Below are 17,972 nucleotides of genomic sequence, written 5' to 3' on the forward strand. Positions count from 1 at the left end.
CGACATGGCAGACGACCCCTTCGTCATCGGCGGGCTCACCCTTTCCTCCCGCCTGATCATGGGTACGGGCGGTGCGCCGAGCCTGGACGTGCTCGAACGTTCCCTCGTCGCCTCCGGCACGGAGCTGACGACGGTCGCGATGCGCCGCCTGGACCCCGGGGTGCAGGGCTCGGTGCTCTCCGTCCTGGACCGGCTCGGCATCCGCGTCCTGCCCAACACGGCGGGCTGTTTCACCGCGGGCGAAGCCGTCCTGACCGCCCGCCTCGCGCGGGAGGCCCTCGGCACCGACCTCGTCAAGCTGGAGGTCATCGCGGACGAGCGCACCCTGCTGCCCGACCCGATCGAGCTCATCGACGCCGCCGAGACCCTCGTCGACGACGGCTTCACCGTCCTCCCGTACACGAACGACGACCCGGTGCTCGCCCGGAAACTGGAGGACGTGGGCTGTGCGGCGATCATGCCGCTCGGCTCCCCCATCGGCTCCGGCCTCGGCATCCGCAACCCGCACAACTTCCAGCTGATCGTCGAGCGCGCGGGCGTGCCGGTGATCCTGGACGCGGGCGCGGGGACGGCGTCCGACGCGGCGCTCGCCATGGAACTCGGCTGCGCGGGTGTGATGCTCGCCTCGGCCGTGACGCGGGCGCAGGAGCCGGTCCTGATGGCCGAGGGCATGCGGCACGGGGTCGAGGCGGGGCGGCTGGCGTACCGGGCCGGGCGCATCCCGCGGCGGCACTTCGCCGAGGCGTCCTCGCCCGCGGAGGGCATGGCCCGGCTCGATCCGGAGCGGCCCGCGTTCTGAGCGTCGCGTGCCTGTCACAGCTCGGCTGCAGTCGAGGCCCGAGCGCGCCCGGGCGGGCAGCGGTGTCAGCGGTGGCTCGTAGACTCCCTGCGTGGACACGACCCTTCAGGACCCGCTCGTCGGGCAAGTGCTCGACGGCCGCTATCGCGTGGACGGGCGGATCGCGGTCGGCGGGATGGCCACGGTCTACCGGGCCGTGGACACCCGCCTGGACCGCGTGCTCGCGCTCAAGGTCATGCACCCGACGCTGGCCGCCGACGTCTCGTTCGTCGAGCGCTTCATCCGCGAGGCGAAGTCGATCGCCCGGCTCTCGCACCCGAACGTGGTGGGGGTGTACGACCAGGGCGCCGACGGCGCGTACGTCTATCTCGCGATGGAGTACATCGCCGGCTGCACCCTGCGTGACGTGCTCCGCGACCGCGGCGCCCTGCAGCCGCGCGCCGCCCTGGACATCCTGGAGCCGGTCCTCGCCGCGCTCGGCGCCGCCCATCGCGCGGGCTTCGTGCACCGCGACATGAAGCCGGAGAACGTCCTCATAGGGGATGACGGCCGGGTCAAGGTCGCCGACTTCGGGCTCGTGCGCGCGGTGGACACCGTCACGAACACGACCGGCACGGTCCTCGGCACCGTCTCCTACCTCGCCCCCGAGCAGATAGAGCACGGCACCGCGGACACCCGGGTGGATGTGTACGCGTGCGGCGTCGTGCTCTACGAGATGCTGACCGGCGCCAAGCCGCACTCCGGTGAGTCGCCCGCCCAGGTGCTCTACCAACACCTCCACGAGGACGTACCGCCCCCTTCGGCGGCCGTCCCGGGTCTCGCCGTCGAGCTCGACGAGCTCGTGGCCTCCGCCACCGCCCGCACGCCCGACGTCCGCCCGTACGACGCGGTGGCGCTCCTCGGGCAGGCCAGGACGGCGCGCGCCGCGCTCTCCGTCGAGCAGCTGGACGCGGTGCCGCCGCAGGCCCACGCGGCGGAGCACGACAACTCCGACGACCGTACGAGCGTGATTCCGCGCGCGGGCCGGCCCGTGCAGCTGCCGCTCCCCACGGACGGCGACCAGGACCGGCAGAGCGGGCAGGACCGGCAGGACCGCCAGGACCAGCTCAACCGCACGAGCATCCTGGCGTCGCCGCCGCCCGCTCCACCGGCCGCGCCCGCCCGCAGGCGCCTCGATCCGCGCCGCCGCACGCTGACCGTGGTCGCCGCCGTCCTGCTCGCCCTCGGCCTCGGCGCGGGCGTCTGGTACATCAACTCCGGCCAGTTCACGAAGGTCCCGCCGCTCCTGGCGAAGACCGAGTCGGCGGCCAAGAAGCGCCTCGCCGAAGAGGGACTCGAGGTCAACGACGTCAAGCGCGCCTACAGCGACACCGACAAGCGCGGCACGGTCATGGCCACCGATCCCGAGGCGGGCGAGCGCATCCGTGACAACGACCGGGTGACGCTGACCATCTCGATGGGCCCCGAGATCGTGAAGGTCCCGAGCCTCGAGGGCACTTCCTTGGCCAAGGCGAAGGACGAGCTCAAGGACGCCGGGTTCGCTCCCGGGATGACGAACAAGGCCTTCAGCGATGAGGTCCGCAGGGGCTCCGTGATCGGCACGGACCCGAAGGCGGGCACCAAGCGCAAGGCGGGCTCGGCCGTCGCGATCATCGTCAGCAAGGGACCCGAGGTCGATGTCCCCGACGTGACGGGCGACTCCCAGGCCGACGCGACCTCCGAGCTGGAGGACCTGGGCCTGAAGGTCGAGATCACGAAGCGGGTCCACTCCGACGAGGACAAGGGCACGGTCCTCGACCAGTCCCCCAGGGAGGACCAGAAGCCGCTCGCCGAGGGCGACACGGTCAAGCTGACGCTGTCCAAGGGACCCGAGATGATCGAGGTCCCGGATGTCGAGGGCATGAGCGTGGACGAGGCCAAGCAGGAGCTGGAAGCCGTGGACTTCGACGTCGACGAGGACCGCGGGCTGCTCGGCATCTTCGGGGACAAGGTGGAGGACCAGTCCGTGGACGGCGGCGACAAGGCCCCCAAGGGTTCCACGATCACCATCAAGATCCGCTGACTCCTTGATGCCCTGGTCCCTTGATCCGCTGACCCGCTGACCCGCTGATCCGCTGATCCGCCGATCCGCCGATCCGCCGATCCGCTGACGGGAGACTCACGCGCGCGTGCCACTCTTGAGCGCGTGAGCAGCGACAAGTCCCCCAGCATCCCGTCCCGCGGCACCCCGTCCCGCAATCCCGTCGGCGGCCACGTCCCGGTGGCCGGCGGCCTCGCCTCCGTCGGTCTCTCGTACGCCCGTGACCTGGGCGCCGAGGCCGTCCAGGTGTTCGTGGCCAATCCGCGGGGCTGGGCCACGCCGCCCGGCAACCCGAAGCAGGACGAGGAGTTCCGCGCGGTCTGTGCCGCCGAAGGGATTCCCGCGTACGTCCACGCGCCCTACCTCATCAACTTCGGCTCGCACACCGAGGCGACCGTGGAGAAGTCCGTGGATTCCCTGCGCCACTCGCTGCGCAGGGCCCGCGCGATCGGCGCGCTCGGGGTCGTCGTGCACACCGGTTCCGCGACCGGCGGCCGGGATCGCGCCGTCGCCCTGCGGCAGGTGCGCGAGCGGATGCTGCCGCTCCTTGACGAGCTGACGCACGACGACGACCCGTTCCTCCTCCTGGAGTCGACCGCGGGCCAGGGCTTCTCGCTCTGCTCACGCACCTGGGACTTCGGCCCGTACTTCGACGCGCTGGACGCCCACCCGAAGCTGGGCATCTGCCTGGACACCTGCCACATCTTCGCGGCGGGCCACGACCTGGCCGGCCCCGGCGGCATGAAGGAAACCCTGGACCTTCTGGTCGACACCGTCGGCGAGGGCCGCCTGAAGCTCGTACACGCCAATGACTCCAAGGACGTGGTCGGCGCCCACAAGGACCGTCACGAGAACATCGGCACCGGCCACATCGGCGAGGAGCCCTTCCGCGAGCTGATGACCCACGCCGCGACCGAGAACGTGCCGCTGATCATCGAGACGCCCGGCGGCAAGGAGGGGCACGCGGCGGACGTGGCGCGCCTGAAGGAACTCAGGAGCGTCTAGCGACCCCAGCAACCTCAGAGATCCCTTGAGGAATACCCCCTAGGGGTATACGGTTCTTGCCAGGCGGCAGGAACCGTTGTCCGACGTTGGGGGATTCTCATGCAGCACGATCACGACACTCACGCCGAGCCCGCGCATCACGAGCACGAGCTCACGGAGCACCACGGGCACCAGCACGCGGGGCAGCACGGCATGGGCAAGGTCAGCTGGCGCATGGCGGCGCAGGCCACCCTCCACTGCCTCACCGGGTGCGCCATCGGCGAGATCCTCGGCATGGTCATCGGCACCGCGCTGGGCTGGGGGAACGTGCAGACGATGATCCTCGCGATCACCCTGGCCTTCTTCTTCGGCTACGCCCTGACCCTGCGCGGCATCCTCAAGGCGGGGGTCGATTTCAGGACGGCGTTCCGGGTCGCACTCGCCGCGGACACCCTGTCCATCGCGGTGATGGAGCTCATCGACAACGGCGTGATCGCGCTCTGGCCGGGAGCGATGGACGCCCATCTGGCGGACCCGATGTTCTGGTACATCCTCGCCATCGCCCTGGCCGCCGCCTTCGTGATCACCGTCCCGGTCAACAAGTGGATGATCGGCCGCGGCAAGGGCCACGCAGTGGTGCACCAGTACCACCACTGACGGAAGCCAGGACCAGGGCCCTTCTGGGGGCCCTAGAGCTCGGGGCCGCCCCCGGGCTCTTCCTGGTACGAGTAGCGCTGCTCGGTCCAGGGGTCGCCGACGTTGTGATAGCCGCGCTCCTCCCAGAAGCCGCGGCGGTCGGCGGTCATGTACTCGACGCCACGGACCCACTTGGGTCCCTTCCAGGCGTACAGATGAGGCACCACGAGCCGCAGCGGGAACCCGTGCTCCGCGGTCAGCAGCTCGCCCCCTTTGTGGGTGGCGAAAATCGTGCGCTCGTCCATGAAGTCGGCCATCCGCAGATTCGAGCTGAAGCCGTACTCGGCCCAGACCATCACATGGGTGGCGTCCGGAGCCGGCGGTGCGATCTCGAGCAGTGAGCGCGCGGGCACCCCGCCCCATTCGGCGCCGAGCATGCTGAACTTCGTGACGCAGTGCAGATCGCCGACCACGGTGGCGTACGGAAGGGCCGAGAACTCCTCGTGCGTCCAGCAGTGTTTGTCCCCGTCGGCGGTGGCCCCGAAGACCCTGAACTCCCAGCGCTCCGGGCGGAACTTCGGCACCGGTCCGTAGTGGGTGACCGGCCAGCCCCTCTGCAGTCGCTGCCCCGGTGGGAGCTCCGGCTCCACTGCTTCCCGAGATGCGCGATCCGCCGACTGACCCATGAGTCCATCCTGACAGACCCGGGTAGGTGGACGTGACCAGGAGGCCGCCGACAGGCGCCGGTCGGAGGCTGATTGGGGCAACTCCTACTAAGCATGCACTTACTGGACGGTCTCCCGTACCGGTGCAAGGATGCGCGGAACCTGCCCAGTTACCACGTGGAAGGAGCCTCTGCGATGCAGGGCGACCCCGAGGTCATCGAATTTCTCAACGAGCAGCTGACCGCCGAGCTCACGGCGATCAACCAGTACTTTCTCCACGCCAAGATGCAGGAGAACTTCGGCTGGCCCAAGCTCGCGAAGTACACCCGGTCCGAGTCGATCGACGAGATGAAGCACGCGGAGATCCTGACCGACCGGATCCTCTTCCTCGACGGCCTGCCCAACTACCAGCGGCTCTTCCACGTACGCGTGGGCCAGACCGTCACGGAGATGTTCCAGGCCGACCGGCAGATCGAGGCGGAGGCGATCGACCGCCTCAAGCGCGGCATCGAGGTGATGCGCGGCAAGGGAGACATCACTTCCGCGAACATCTTCGAGTCGATCCTGGAGGACGAGGAGCACCACATCGACTATCTCGACACCCAGCTCGAACTGGTCGAGAAGCTCGGTGAGCCGCTCTACATCGCGCAGCTCATCGAGCAGCCGGAGAGCTGACAGCGGGCTGACGAGCGGGCTAGGCGGCCTCGTCCAGGCTGGTGTCCATGGCCGCGTCCAGGCCGGTGAGCACGGGCTGCCCCTGGTCGGCCAGCTCCCTGCGGGGGCACGTGCCCCGGCCCAGGAGCGCCTGGATGCTGCGCACACACGAACCGCAGTCGGTGCCCGCCTTGCTGGCGGACGCTATCTGGCGGGGTGTGCAGGCACCGTCCGCCGCGTGCTGCTTCACCTGCGCCTCGGTGACCCCGAAGCAGTTGCAGACGTACACGCGGTTCACCTCCCGGACAGGATCAGGATTCATCGGCGGCGCCGTCCCGATTAATCGGTGAGGCTAACCTAACCTTACCCACGTCCCCGGGTCCACAAAAGCCCCGATACGCCGGTGGGGCACGGATCACATGGATCCGTGCCCCACCGTCGCGTCTCGCGGGAATACCTCGGGAACACCTACTGGTCGCGGTACATCTCCGCCACCAGGAACGCCAGGTCCAGGGACTGGCTGCGGTTCAGGCGCGGGTCGCAGGCCGTCTCGTAGCGCTGGTGCAGGTCGTCGACGAAGATCTCGTCGCCGCCGCCCACGCACTCGGTGACGTCGTCACCGGTGAGCTCGACGTGGATGCCGCCCGGGTGCGTGCCCAGACCCTTGTGGACCTCGAAGAAGCCCTTGACCTCGTCCAGCACGTCGTCGAAGCGGCGGGTCTTGTGCCCCGATGCCGCCTCGAAGGTGTTGCCGTGCATCGGGTCGGTGACCCAGGCGACGGTCGCGCCGGATGCGGTGACCTTCTCGACGAGCTCCGGGAGCTTGTCCCGGACCTTGTCGGCGCCCATGCGGACGATGAAGGTCAGGCGGCCGGGCTCGCGGTCCGGGTCGAGGCGCTCGATGTACTGCAGCGCCTCCTCCGGGGTCGTCGTCGGGCCGAGCTTGATGCCGATCGGGTTGCGCACCTTGGAGGCGAACTCGATGTGCGCGCCGTCCAGTTGACGGGTGCGCTCGCCGATCCAGACCATGTGGCCCGAGGTGTCGTAGAGCCGGCCGGTGCGCGAGTCCACGCGGGTGAGGGCCGACTCGTAGTCGAGGAGGAGCGCCTCGTGCGAGGCGTAGAACTCGACGGTCTTGAACTCCTCCGGGTCCGTCCCGCAGGCGCGCATGAAGTTGAGCGCGTTGTCGATCTCGCGCGCCAGCTGCTCGTACCGCTGGCCGGAGGGGGACGACTTCACGAAGTCCTGGTTCCAGGCGTGCACCTGGCGCAGGTCGGCGTAACCGCCGGTGGTGAAGGCGCGCACCAGGTTGAGCGTCGAGGCGGAGGCGTTGTACATCCGCTTCAGGCGCTCGGGGTCCGGGACGCGGGACTTCTCGTCGAAGTCGAAGCCGTTGACCGAGTCGCCGCGGTAGGTCGGCAGGGTCACGCCGTCGCGGGTCTCGGTGCCCTTGGAGCGCGGCTTCGAGTACTGCCCGGCGATGCGGCCGACCTTCACGACGGGCACGGAGGCCGCGTACGTCAGGACGGCGCCCATCTGGAGCAGCGTCTTCAGCTTGTTCCGGATGTGGTCGGCCGACACGGCGTCGAAGGCCTCGGCGCAGTCGCCGCCCTGAAGCAGGAACGCCTCTCCCTTGGCGACGGAGGCCAGTCGGGCGCGCAGCTGGTCGCACTCGCCCGCGAAGACGAGCGGCGGATACGACTCGAGGTCCGCGATCACATCGCGCAGAGCCTCGGCATCGGGGTACTCAGGCTGCTGCGCCGCGGGAAGGTCTCGCCAGGTGTTGCCACCGTTAGGGGTGGTCTTAGCGTTCACGGTCACCCCCACAACATTACGGGGTGATGTCCGCCGTCCATTCACCCGCTCACCAAGTGAGACGGACCCGACACACCCGAGCGTCGGCGCTCCAGCTCCCGCTCGCCCGCGCTCGGCGTCGCCAGGGCGAGCCCGCGGTGCGTGCGGCGCAGCATGGTCCGGGCCATGAACGGGTGCGCGCGCCTGACCACGCCCCAGTAGACCTTGGCGCGCGGGGTGTCGGCCCGGACGGCGGTGCTGAGCGTGACGTGCCGGTCGTCGACCAGGATCGAGGCGCGGGCGGCCAGGCCCGCGGTGTCCACTTCCAGGAGCAGTTCGCCGCCTTCGCGGGCGAGGACGGGGAAGGCGTCGCGCAGGATGCCGGTCCAGGCCTCCGGGTCGCGCGGCTGCCCGGGGAGCAGCTCCATGCGGTAGGCGTCCTGGTAGCCGGGGCGGTCCACGGCCGTGCGGATCAGCCGGGCGGCCTCCGGGGTCGCGACCGCCTCCGGGCGGCTCCACATGAGCCGGTTGCAGAGCCGCACCCTGGGCGACCACCGGACGGGGCGGGCGCAGCGGCCCGTCGCCGCCCGCTCGAAGTTGTCGAAGACCTCTTCGATGATCGTGTCGTGCAGGGGCCTGACGACGACGGGCCACAACAGGCGGTCCTTGCCGAGCGGCCGGATCTCCAGGACGTGGCGGACGCGGCAGCGTCCTTCCCCGAGCGGCTCGACGGACATCTCGTGGAAGCCGTTGTCCGGCGGGGTGAAGGCGAAGCGCACGCGCCTCCCCGGTTCGTACTCGGTGACGCCGTAGCGAACCGGGCCGTGGCCGCCGACCGCTCCCACGCCCAGTGGCCGGTCGAAGAGCATCGCCGCCCAGGCCGGCGTCGGGAAGACCGGGTCGTCCTCGGCGGAGAGCCGGTCGAGGAGGGCGCCGACCTCCTCCGCAGGAGCCTTGATCACACGCTCGTGTTCATTGCGCACCGTGCCCATCACGAACCTCCATACGCTGGCGTATGGTCGACCATACGGTACCGTACGGTCATGGTGCAACGGCAGCAGAAGAAGCCCACGGGGAAGCCCCGGCTGTCCGCTCAGGACTGGGCGGACGCCGCCCTCACCGCGATCGGCGAGGGCGGTCTCGCGGCCGTCGCCGTGGAGCCGCTCGCCGTCCGGCTCGGCACCACGAAGGGCAGCTTCTACTGGCACTTCGCCAACCGTGACGCGCTCATCGAGGCCGCCCTGAACCGCTGGGCCGAGATCCACACCGAGGGGACGATCCAGGAGGTGGAGGCCGAGCCCGACCCCCGGCGGCGCATCCGCCTGCTCTTCGCCGAGGCCATCGCGTCGGCCACCTCCGACCCCCTGGAGGTCGCCCTCCTCGCGACCGCCTCGCACCCCCAGGTCGCCGAGGTCATGCGCCGCGTGACCGAGCGCAGAGTGGCGTACGTCGCCGAGCTCTTCGCCGGGCTCGGCTTTCCCGAACCGGAGGCGCGGCGTCGCGGGCTGCTCGCGTACACGGTCTATCTGGGGCACGCGCAGCTCGGGCACGCGGTGCCGTCGGCGCTGCCCGGCCTCGACGAGTTCGGCGCGTATCTGGACGAGGCCCTGGACGTCCTGATGATGCGCTAGGGTGCGGGGCATGCACGCGCAGACGACCCGAAACTGGTGGTGGCCCGCTCATCCGGCGGCCCACTGACTCTGCGCGTTTCGAGACTCGCGAAGGCCGCCCGAGGGGCGGCCTTCAGTGTTTTCCGGACCCGGGTCCGGGGGGCGTGGCCGTTCCTCTCCGAGTGAGAAGGAACCGACCCGATGCATTCCACCCGTTCCCACCCGCACCTGCTCGATCTCGTCGACGACGACCGCCCGTTCGCCGTGCTCCGCCGCCGCACGCCCGGCCACGACCACGACACCGTCGAGGTCCTGATCGGCGCGGTCGGCACGTACGACCGGCTCGCCGACATCCCCGACGAGGGCCTCGCCCTGATCCCCTTCCGGCAGATCAGGGAGCGCGGATTCGACGTACGCGACGACGGCACGCCGCTCACGGTCCTGACCCCCGACGAGACGTACGAACTCCCGCTCTCCGAAGCCCTGTCGACGCTGCCCGGCCATGACGTGCACGTCGTGGACGGAGCCTTCGACGTCGACGACGCCGCCTACGGGGAGATCGTCGGGCGGGTGCTTCGCGAGGAGATCGGTCGGGGCGAGGGCGCGAACTTCGTCATCCGGCGTACGTACGAGGGTGAGATCCCCGGCTTCTCACGGGCGGACGCCCTGGCCCTCTTCCGCAGGCTGCTCGTGGGCGAGCGGGGCGCGTACTGGACGTACGTCGTGCACACCGGGGACCGGACGCTTGTGGGGGCGAGCCCCGAGGTGCATGTGCGGATGTCCGGCGGGACGGTCGTCATGAACCCGATCAGCGGGACGTACCGCTACCCGGCCGAGGGCCCCACGGCGGACGATCTGCTCGGCTTCCTCGCCGACGGCAAGGAGACCGAGGAGCTGTCGATGGTCGTCGACGAGGAGCTGAAGATGATGTGCACCGTCGGGGACATGGGCGGTGTCGTCGTCGGACCGCGGCTCAAGGAGATGGCCCACCTCGCGCACACCGAGTACGAGCTGCGCGGCAAGTCGTCCCTGGACGTGCGCGAGGTCCTGAAGGAGACGATGTTCGCGGCGACCGTCACCGGCTCGCCCGTGCAGAACGCCTGCCGCGTCATCGAGCGCCACGAGACGGGCGGCCGCGGCTACTACGCGGGCGCCCTCGCCCTCATCGGCCGTGACGCGGGCGGCGCGCAGACCCTCGACTCCCCCATCCTCATCCGCACCGCCGACATCTCCGCGGACGGAAAGCTGCGGGTCCCGGTCGGCGCGACGCTCGTACGGGGCTCCGACCCGGCGGGCGAGGTGGCCGAGACGCACGCCAAGGCGGCCGGGGTGCTCACCGCGCTCGGGGTACGTCCCGGGCGCCCCCGCGACGAGCGCGTACGCCCCGCCCTGGCCGACGACCCGCGGGTACGGGCGGCCCTCGACAGCCGACGGGCCGGGCTCGCGCCGTTCTGGCTGCGGATGCAGGAGCAGACCACCGAGCTGACCGGGCACGCCCTGGTGATCGACGGCGAGGACACGTTCACGTCGATGCTGGCGCATCTGCTCCGCTCCTCGGGCCTCACGGTCTCCGTGCGCCGCTACGACGAGCCGGGCCTGCGGGAAGCGGTCCGCACGCACGAGGGCCCGCTGGTCATCGGCCCCGGGCCCGGCAACCCCTCGGACCCCGCCGACCCGAAGATGGTCTTCCTGCGCTCCCTGGCCGCCGAGGCAGTCCGCGACCACCGGCACGGCCTGCTCGGCGTCTGCCTCGGCCATGAGCTCCTGGCCGCGGAACTGGGCCTGGAGATCGTCCGCAAGGAGGTCCCGTACCAAGGCGCCCAAACGCGGATCGACCTGTTCGGGCGGCCGGAGACGGTCGGCTACTACAACAGCTTCGCGGCCCACTGCGACGAGGAGACGGCACTGGAACTGGCCGCGCACGGCATCGAGGTGAGCAGGGACGCGGCCACCGGAGAAGTGCACGCGCTGCGGGGACCCGGCTTCGCGGGCGTCCAGTTCCACCCGGAGTCGGTGCTCTCGCTGCGCGGGACGGCGATCGTGCGGGAGCTGCTTTCCGGGGTGCTGGTCTAGGGCTTGGGGGCCGCCGGGACGAGCACGTTCTCGCTGCGGCGGCCCTCCTTGTAGTCCAGGACGTTCCGCACCGTGGTGTCGATGATCTGCCCGACCGCGTCCACGGTGTAGTACGCCTGGTGCGAGGTGACCACGACGTTCGGGAACGTCACCAGGCGCGCCAGGGTGTCGTCCTCGATGGCCTCGAGGGACTTGTCGAGGAAGAAGAGCCCCGCCTCCGCCTCGTACACGTCGAGCCCGACGCCCGCGAAGCGCCCCATCCGCAGCTCCGAGACGAGGGCGTCCGTGTCGATCAGGCCGCCGCGGCTCGAGTTCACCAGGATCACGTCGTCCTTCATCATCCGCAGCGCGTCGGCGCCGATGATGTGCTGCGTCGCGGGGAGCAGCGGGACGTGCAGGCTGATCAGGTCGGCCTCGGCGAAGAGCTGCTCCTTCGCGACGTACTTCATGCCGAGCTCGACGCACGCGGGGTTCTCGGCGACGTCCCAGCCGAGCAGCTGCATCCCGAAGCCGTGCGCGATGCGGGTGAACGCCTCGCCGATCTTCCCGGTGCCGAGCACGCCGACCGTGCGGCCCCGCAGGTCCCTGCCCATCAGGCCGTCGAGCCTGAAGTCGAAGTCGCGGGTGCGGTTGCTGGCGCGGACGATGCGGCGGTTGACGGCCATCGCCAGGGTCCAGGCGAACTCGGCGACGGAGTACGGCGAGTAGTACGAGACGCGGGCGATGGTGAGGCCGAGGCGCTCGGCGACCAGGAGATCGATGTTGTTGAAGCCGGTCGAACGCTGGGCGATCATCTGCGTCCCGCCCGCCGCGAGGGTCTGCAGGACACGGTTGCCGAGATCGGCGTTGACGCTGGTCGAGATGATCTCGTAGCCGGCGGCGATGGGGGCGGTGTCCTCGGTGAGGAAGACGTCGAGACAGCGCACGTCGTGGTGCGCGGCGAAGGCCTTCTCGATCAACGGCTTCTCATCGGCCTGCACGCCGAAGGCGAGGATCTCCATGGGGGCGAGTCTAGGTATTTCGGGGCAGGACGGCACTACGGGGAAACGGGTGGGCGGGTGGGAGAGCTCCGCCGCGAAGCGGCGGCACAGGGGCACCCGCCCACCGGAGATCAGCCGAAGAAGACCCCCACCTCGGAGTAGAGCGCCGGGTCGACAGTCTTCAGCTTCGACGTGGCGTCAGCGATAGGCACCCGCACGATGTCCGTCCCCCGCAACGCCACCATCTTCCCGAAGTCGCCGTCCCGCACGGCCTCGATCGCGTGCAGGCCGAAGCGCGTGGCCAGCCACCGGTCGAAGGCGCTGGGCGTACCGCCGCGCTGGACGTGCCCGAGGACGGTCGTCCGCGCCTCCTTGCCCGTCCGTCCCTCGATCTCCTTGGCCAGCCACTCCCCCACGCCCGAGAGCCGCACATGCCCGAAGGAGTCCTGCGTGCCGTCCTTGAGGACCATCTCGCCGTCCTTGGGCATGGCCCCTTCCGCGACGACGACGATCGGCGCGTACGACGCCTTGAACCGCGAGGTCACCCAGGCGCACACCTGGTCGACGTCGAAGCGCTGCTCGGGGATGAGGATGACGTTGGCGCCGCCCGCGAGCCCGGAGTGCAGCGCGATCCAGCCCGCGTGCCGCCCCATGACCTCGACCACGAGGACCCGCATGTGCGACTCGGCGGTCGTGTGCAGCCGGTCGATCGCCTCGGTGGCGATGCCCACCGCGGTGTCGAAGCCGAAGGTGTAGTCCGTGGCGGAGAGGTCGTTGTCGATGGTCTTCGGTACGCCGACGACATTGATGCCGTACTCGTCGGTGAGCCGCGCGGCCACGCCGAGGGTGTCCTCGCCGCCGATCGCGATGAGGGAGTCGACCTCGTGCTTGGCGAGGTTCTCCTTGATCCGGCGGATGCCGTTCTCCGCCTTGAGCGGGTTGGTGCGCGAGGAGCCGAGGATGGTGCCGCCCCGGGGCAGGATGCCCCGCACGGCCGGGATGTCGAGCGGGACGGTGTCGCCCTCCAGCGGGCCGCGCCAGCCGTCCCGGAAGCCGACGAAGTCGTAGCCGTACTCCTGCACGCCCTTGCGGACGACGCCCCGGATGACGGCGTTGAGCCCGGGGCAGTCGCCGCCTCCGGTCAGTACTCCGATTTTCTTGGCCGCCATGGAAACGTCCCTTCGCCTCAGTGACCTGATGCGAGTCACGCTAATGGTGATCCAGGTCACTCGGGGACGGTCCGGATGGTCAATTCCTGGCCGTTCAAGGGGAGTTGATCACGCGAGTTCACCCTTATGAGGGGTCGCCCGAGGGGTCATGCGTCGTCGAGACCTCGCTCGATCGCGTACCGCACGAGCTCCACGCGGTTGTGCAGCTGCAGCTTGCCCAGGGTGTTCTGCACGTGGTTCTGCACGGTGCGGTGCGAGATGACAAGGCGCTCGGCGATCTGCTTGTAGCTCAGGCCCTTGGCGACGAGCCGCAGCACCTCGGTCTCGCGGTCGGTCAGCTGCGGGGCCTTCGGCTCGTCCGGGGCGCCGGGCACCGGATCGGACGCGAGACGGCGGTACTCGCCGAGGACGAGGCCCGCGAGCCCCGGGGTGAAGACCGTGTCGCCGACGGCGGTGCGACGCACCGCGTCGGTCAGCTCGGCGGTGGAGGCCGACTTCAGGAGATAGCCGGTGGCGCCGGACTTGACCGCCTCCAGGACGTCGGCGTGCTCGCCGCTCGCCGAGAGGACGAGCACGCGCAGCGCCGGGTTGGCTGCGACGAGTTCCTTGCAGACCTGGACGCCCGGCTTCAGGGGCAGGTTCAGGTCGAGCACGAGGACGTCGGGCGCGACGGCCTGGGCGCGGCGCACGGCCTGCTCGCCGTCGCCGGCCGTGGCGACCACGTCGAACCCGGCCTCCGCGAGGTCGCGGGCGACCGCGTCCCGCCACATCGGGTGGTCGTCGACCACCATGACCCTGACCGTGTCCATGGTGTCCGCGCCGTTCTGCCGCTGTGGCTGATGCTGCTCGCTCATCGTTCCTTGCCTGCCTTCCCCCGTGTGCCGCGTACGTTCTCCGAGGGCGCCGCGGCCCTTGGAACCCTCAGTTCTACTTCTGTGCCCTGGCCCGGCACCGAGATCAGCTCGGCCGTGCCCCCGATGTCCCGCAGCCGCCCCCTGATCGACAGGGCGACACCGAGCCGCCCCTCCCCCTCGGCCTCCGCGAGCCGTCCCTCGGGGATACCGGGGCCGTCGTCCCGCACCGTCACGATCACGGCGTCCGGCTCGTCCTCGACCAGGATCCAGGCCCCGGCGTCCGGGCCCGCGTGCCGGTGGACGTTGTCCAGGGCGGCGCCCACCGCGGCGGCCAGCTCTCGGGCGGCCTGCGGCGCGAGGGCGACCGGAGCGCCCGGCTCCGAGAGGGTGACCTTCGCGCCCGCGTACGGGAAGAGCAGCGACCGCAGGTCACAGGGCTCGCCCCCGTCGGTGCCGGCCGGATCGTCGGGCTCGTCCACCGCGCGGACCACGGCTCCGAGCGAGGCGTCCTCCGACTCGTGCGACGTCAGGACCAGGCCGCCCGCCACCAGCGTACGGAGCGCGACCTCCTGCTCCCCCGCCATCCTGCCGAGCTCCGCCGCCTCGCCGCCGATCGCGGTGCCGCGCCGCTGCACCATCGCGAGGACCTGCAGCACGCTGTCGTGGATGTCGCGGGCGAGACGCTCCCGCTCGCGGGTCGCGGCCTCGATCTCCAGGGCGCGGGCGAGGGTGCGCTCGGAGGCGCGGGCCACCTCGACGACGTAACCGATGGCGATGGAGGCGATGCAGACGAGCAGGACGTTGTGGAGCGTGTCCTGGGTGGGCCTGCCGCGCTGCGCGATGTTGGCCACGCCGACGAGCGCCGACGCGAACGCCGCCCACCGCCAGCCGCCCTTGATCGCGAACGCGAGCACCGCTCCGGCCGTCCATATCGACGGCAGCGTCGGGCCGTCGTGGACGATCCGCTGGTGCGAGTCGGCGACCGGCGTGAGCAGGATGCCGACAAGCGCGATGGTCAGGTCGGTGATCAGGAACCGCTTGGTGCAGCTCGCCGCGTTCGCGACCTTCGGGAGCGTGCCGAGGGTCCAGCCGGCGAGCACCACGTAGTACGCGACGGCCACCCAGGGGCGGTCGAATTTCTGGTGGGCCGCCACGAACAGGCCGATCGCGTACAGCATCGTCAGCACGCGGTAGCCGGTCAGGGCGCGCCACAGCGGCTGCTCGACCGACATCCTCATGACACGAACGCGCTTGGTCATGTCCCCCACCCCATGGCACCCCCCGGCCGGCCCGCAAGGTGCCCGCCGGTTCCCCCTTGCACGACGCGATTACGCGCCGGACCGTTCCTTCTCGGCCGCGGCGGCCGCCTTCTCCGCCCTCTTCTCCGCTTCCTTCTCGGCCTTCGCCTCGTCCGAGAGGCGGCGCTTGGCCGCCGTCGCGTACTCGTCGACGTACTCCTGGCCGGACAGCTTCATGATCTCGTACATGACCTCGTCGGTCACCGCCCGCAGGACGAACCGGTCGTGCTCCATGCCGTGGTAGCGGCTGAAGTCGAGCGGCTCGCCGATCTTGATGCCGGGCCGCATCAGCTTCGGCATCACCTTGCCGGGCGGCTGGATCTTCTCCGTGTCGATCATCGCCACGGGGAGCACGGGCGCCCCGGTGGCCAGGGCCACGCGCGCGAGGCCGCCGGGCTTGCCACGGTAGAGCCTCCCGTCGGGCGAACGGGTGCCTTCCGGGTAGATGCCGAAGAGCTCACCGCGCTCCAGGACCTCGATGCCGCTCTTGATGGCCGCCTCGCCCGCGCCCCGGCCGCCGGAGCGGTCCACGGGCAGCTGGCCCACGCCCTTGAAGAAGGCCGCCGTGAGCTTGCCCTTCACGCCCGGGGACGTGAAGTACTCCGCCTTCGCGATGAAAGTGACCTTGCGGTCGATCACCGCGGGCAGGAAGAAGGAGTCCGAGAAGGAGAGATGGTTGCTCGCCAGGATGGCCGGTCCCTCGGCGGGTACGTTCTCAAGGCCCTCCACCCAGGGCCTGAAGCCGAGCTTCAGCGGCCCTCCGATGGCGACCTTCATTGCGCCGTAGATCAAACCGAGTGCCTCCTGTTATGTGTGGATCAGACCTTAACCCGCAGTAAGGCCAAAGGGCCCGACGGCCCTGGTCGGTGTCAGTCCGGTCGCGTACGGTGAAGTACTCCCACCCCGCAGCAACATCTGACGAAGGAGACCGAAGTGCCGGTCCTCCCCGGAGCCGAGCCGTACCGCCACGAGGGCGGCGAGGTCGGCGTCCTCCTCTGCCACGGCTTCACCGGAACCCCGCAGTCCCTGCGCCCCTGGGCGGAGTTCCTCGCGGCCCGCGGCCTGACCGTCTCGCTCCCGCTGCTGCCGGGGCACGGCACGCGCTGGGAAGACCTCCAGGTCACCGGCTGGCAGGACTGGTACGCGGAGGTGGAGCGCGAGCTGCGCGCACTGCTCGAGCGGTGCACGGAGGTCTTCGTGTTCGGCCTCTCCATGGGCGGGGCGCTGGCGCTGCGGCTCGCGGCGAAGCACGGCGACGACGTCCGGGGCGTCGTCGTGGTGAACCCGGGGAACAAGGTGCACGGCCTCGCGGCGCACGCGCTGCCGGTCGCCCGGTATCTGGTGCCGTCCACGAAGGGCATCGTGAGCGACATCGCACTCGAGGGCTCGGAGGAGGTCGGTTACCACCGGATTCCGCTGCACGCGGCGCACTCCCTGCGCCGGTTCTTCCAGCGGGTGGACGGTGAACTGCCGCAGGTGACCCAGCCGTTGCTGCTGCTGCACAGCCCGCAGGACCACGTGGTGCCGCCGGCCGACTCGGCGAGGATCCTCGGCCGGGTCTCGTCCACGGACGTCACCGAGACCATCCTGGAACAGAGCTACCACGTCGCGACGTTGGACCATGATGCGGACCGGATCTTCGAGGAGAGCTACGCGTTCATCGGCCGGCTCGCCCCCAGTGTCGGTAAGGAAGGGACGGCCACCGGTGGCTGAGCAGGACCGAATCGAACCCGACGGCGAGAGCCGCGAGCCCGAGAAGCGGCAGGAGCCCGCAGAAGGCCTGGGGCTGCCGCTCGACGAGGACGCGGCCTGGCAGGCGATCGTCGCGGGGTACGGCCAGGAGCCGGCGGACCCGCCGGGTGCCAAGCCGTTCAAGTCCATCGAGGACCTGGCCCTGCTGGAGCCGGAGACGAACGACACCCCGGCCGGCGACAAGAGCGACACGGGTGACGCGGGCGGCAAGAGCACCAAGAACCCCACTGCCCCCGAGAACCCGGACGACTCGGGCTCCAAGAAGACACTGGGCGGCTCCGTCTCCTTCGCCCCCGGCGTTGCCGGCGGCGGCCCGCGTGACTATGCCGCGCCCGAGGCGTCGGACGACGACCTGGGCGCGGACGACGAGGGCCACTTCGTCCCGCCGGAGCCGCCGCCGCTGCCCGCCGCGGACGTGACGGCGAAGTTCGCCTGGCTCGCGGTGCTCGGCGGCCCGCTGCTGCTCCTGCTCACCGTGCTGCTCGGCTGGCAGATGACGTGGTGGCTCGCGACCCTCAGCATCGGCGGTTTCCTCGGCGGCTTCGCCACGCTGGTGTCACGGATGAAGGGCGACGACGACGAGGAGAACGAGGACCCGGGCCGCGGCGCGGTGGTCTGACGCGC

The 17,972-nt window shown here is 70.5% G+C and carries 19 protein-coding genes; 10 read left to right on the forward strand and 9 right to left on the reverse strand.

Annotated features, from left to right (window positions below; translation table 11 throughout):
- The first annotated feature begins 4 nt into the window (after positions 1-4).
- The 4 genes from ACWD02_RS00080 to ACWD02_RS00095 all read left to right on the forward strand — a co-directional run bounded on the left by ACWD02_RS00080 (position 5) and on the right by ACWD02_RS00095 (position 4,520).
- Positions 5-799 carry a thiazole synthase gene (locus ACWD02_RS00080; protein WP_160504559.1) on the forward strand — a complete coding sequence of 265 codons (795 nt, stop codon included), beginning with the start codon at positions 5-7 and terminating at the stop codon, positions 797-799.
- 91 nt (positions 800-890) lie between these two features.
- A complete protein-coding gene (pknB, locus tag ACWD02_RS00085) occupies positions 891-2,861 on the forward strand; it encodes a Stk1 family PASTA domain-containing Ser/Thr kinase (protein ID WP_451202711.1) in 1,971 nt (656 codons plus the stop codon).
- 123 nt (positions 2,862-2,984) lie between these two features.
- Positions 2,985-3,884, forward strand: a complete 900-nt coding sequence (locus tag ACWD02_RS00090) for a deoxyribonuclease IV (RefSeq protein WP_451202713.1) — start codon at positions 2,985-2,987, stop codon at positions 3,882-3,884.
- A gap of 99 nt (positions 3,885-3,983) precedes the next feature.
- The gene (locus ACWD02_RS00095; RefSeq protein ID WP_451202715.1) at positions 3,984-4,520 is read left to right on the forward strand and encodes a DUF4396 domain-containing protein; all 537 of its coding nucleotides are present in this window, start codon (positions 3,984-3,986) and stop codon (positions 4,518-4,520) included.
- A 32-nt stretch (positions 4,521-4,552) separates the two neighbouring features.
- Here ACWD02_RS00095 and ACWD02_RS00100 read toward each other — a convergent pair whose 3' ends face one another.
- On the reverse strand, positions 4,553-5,185 hold the full coding sequence (locus tag ACWD02_RS00100) for a sulfite oxidase-like oxidoreductase (RefSeq protein WP_451202717.1): 633 nt from the start codon (positions 5,183-5,185) through the stop codon (positions 4,553-4,555).
- A gap of 174 nt (positions 5,186-5,359) precedes the next feature.
- Between ACWD02_RS00100 and bfr the strand changes: the two genes are divergently transcribed.
- On the forward strand, positions 5,360-5,839 hold the full coding sequence (gene bfr / locus ACWD02_RS00105) for a bacterioferritin (protein WP_363208257.1): 480 nt from the start codon (positions 5,360-5,362) through the stop codon (positions 5,837-5,839).
- A gap of 19 nt (positions 5,840-5,858) precedes the next feature.
- On the opposite strand, the gene ACWD02_RS00110 is transcribed toward bfr, so the two are convergent.
- From ACWD02_RS00110 to ACWD02_RS00120, 3 genes are all read right to left on the reverse strand, one after another.
- A complete protein-coding gene (locus tag ACWD02_RS00110; protein ID WP_451202720.1) occupies positions 5,859-6,140 on the reverse strand; it encodes a (2Fe-2S)-binding protein in 282 nt (93 codons plus the stop codon).
- A gap of 146 nt (positions 6,141-6,286) precedes the next feature.
- Positions 6,287-7,639, reverse strand: a complete 1,353-nt coding sequence (locus ACWD02_RS00115) for a class II 3-deoxy-7-phosphoheptulonate synthase (protein WP_451202723.1) — start codon at positions 7,637-7,639, stop codon at positions 6,287-6,289.
- 35 nt (positions 7,640-7,674) lie between these two features.
- Positions 7,675-8,604 (reverse strand): SRPBCC family protein, encoded by a 930-nt coding sequence (locus ACWD02_RS00120; protein WP_451202726.1) that lies wholly within the window; start codon positions 8,602-8,604, stop codon positions 7,675-7,677.
- Positions 8,605-8,655: 51 nt separating this feature from the next.
- On the opposite strand from ACWD02_RS00120, the gene ACWD02_RS00125 reads away from it, so the two are divergent.
- The 3 genes from ACWD02_RS00125 (at position 8,656) to ACWD02_RS00135 (ending at position 11,295) form a co-directional block, all read left to right on the forward strand.
- Positions 8,656-9,243, forward strand: coding sequence for a TetR/AcrR family transcriptional regulator (locus ACWD02_RS00125; RefSeq protein WP_451202728.1), 588 nt, complete (start codon positions 8,656-8,658; stop codon positions 9,241-9,243).
- 10 nt (positions 9,244-9,253) lie between these two features.
- Entirely contained in the window at positions 9,254-9,310 is a 57-nt protein-coding gene (locus ACWD02_RS00130; protein WP_351162541.1) for a trp operon leader peptide, read from the forward strand.
- A gap of 113 nt (positions 9,311-9,423) precedes the next feature.
- Positions 9,424-11,295 carry an anthranilate synthase family protein gene (locus ACWD02_RS00135; protein WP_451202730.1) on the forward strand — a complete coding sequence of 624 codons (1,872 nt, stop codon included), beginning with the start codon at positions 9,424-9,426 and terminating at the stop codon, positions 11,293-11,295.
- Here the strand turns inward: ACWD02_RS00135 and ACWD02_RS00140 are convergent.
- The 5 genes from ACWD02_RS00140 to ACWD02_RS00160 all read right to left on the reverse strand — a co-directional run bounded on the left by ACWD02_RS00140 (position 11,292) and on the right by ACWD02_RS00160 (position 16,373).
- Positions 11,292-12,296, reverse strand: a complete 1,005-nt coding sequence (locus ACWD02_RS00140) for a 2-hydroxyacid dehydrogenase (RefSeq protein ID WP_451202732.1) — start codon at positions 12,294-12,296, stop codon at positions 11,292-11,294. The two genes, ACWD02_RS00135 and ACWD02_RS00140, sit on opposite strands and share 4 nt — an antisense overlap.
- Before the next feature lie 110 nt (positions 12,297-12,406).
- Entirely contained in the window at positions 12,407-13,444 is a 1,038-nt protein-coding gene (locus ACWD02_RS00145) for a 6-phosphofructokinase (protein WP_365822779.1), read from the reverse strand.
- 146 nt (positions 13,445-13,590) lie between these two features.
- Positions 13,591-14,298 carry a response regulator gene (locus ACWD02_RS00150; RefSeq protein WP_451202735.1) on the reverse strand — a complete coding sequence of 236 codons (708 nt, stop codon included), beginning with the start codon at positions 14,296-14,298 and terminating at the stop codon, positions 13,591-13,593.
- Complete coding sequence (gene macS / locus ACWD02_RS00155) at positions 14,295-15,557, reverse strand: MacS family sensor histidine kinase (RefSeq protein ID WP_451202736.1); 1,263 nt, start codon at positions 15,555-15,557, stop codon at positions 14,295-14,297. Before macS ends, ACWD02_RS00150 begins: the two co-directional genes overlap by 4 nt.
- A gap of 69 nt (positions 15,558-15,626) precedes the next feature.
- The gene (locus ACWD02_RS00160) at positions 15,627-16,373 is read right to left on the reverse strand and encodes a lysophospholipid acyltransferase family protein (protein WP_451204301.1); all 747 of its coding nucleotides are present in this window, start codon (positions 16,371-16,373) and stop codon (positions 15,627-15,629) included.
- A gap of 156 nt (positions 16,374-16,529) precedes the next feature.
- Here ACWD02_RS00160 and ACWD02_RS00165 point away from each other — a divergent pair, with 156 nt between their 5' ends.
- Positions 16,530-17,309, forward strand: coding sequence for an alpha/beta hydrolase (locus ACWD02_RS00165; RefSeq protein ID WP_451202737.1), 780 nt, complete (start codon positions 16,530-16,532; stop codon positions 17,307-17,309).
- Positions 17,302-17,967 carry a hypothetical protein gene (locus ACWD02_RS00170; protein WP_451202739.1) on the forward strand — a complete coding sequence of 222 codons (666 nt, stop codon included), beginning with the start codon at positions 17,302-17,304 and terminating at the stop codon, positions 17,965-17,967. Before ACWD02_RS00165 ends, ACWD02_RS00170 begins: the two co-directional genes overlap by 8 nt.
- Positions 17,968-17,972: the final 5 nt, after the last annotated feature.

It is taken from the genome of Streptomyces sp. NPDC002853, assembly GCF_053591915.1.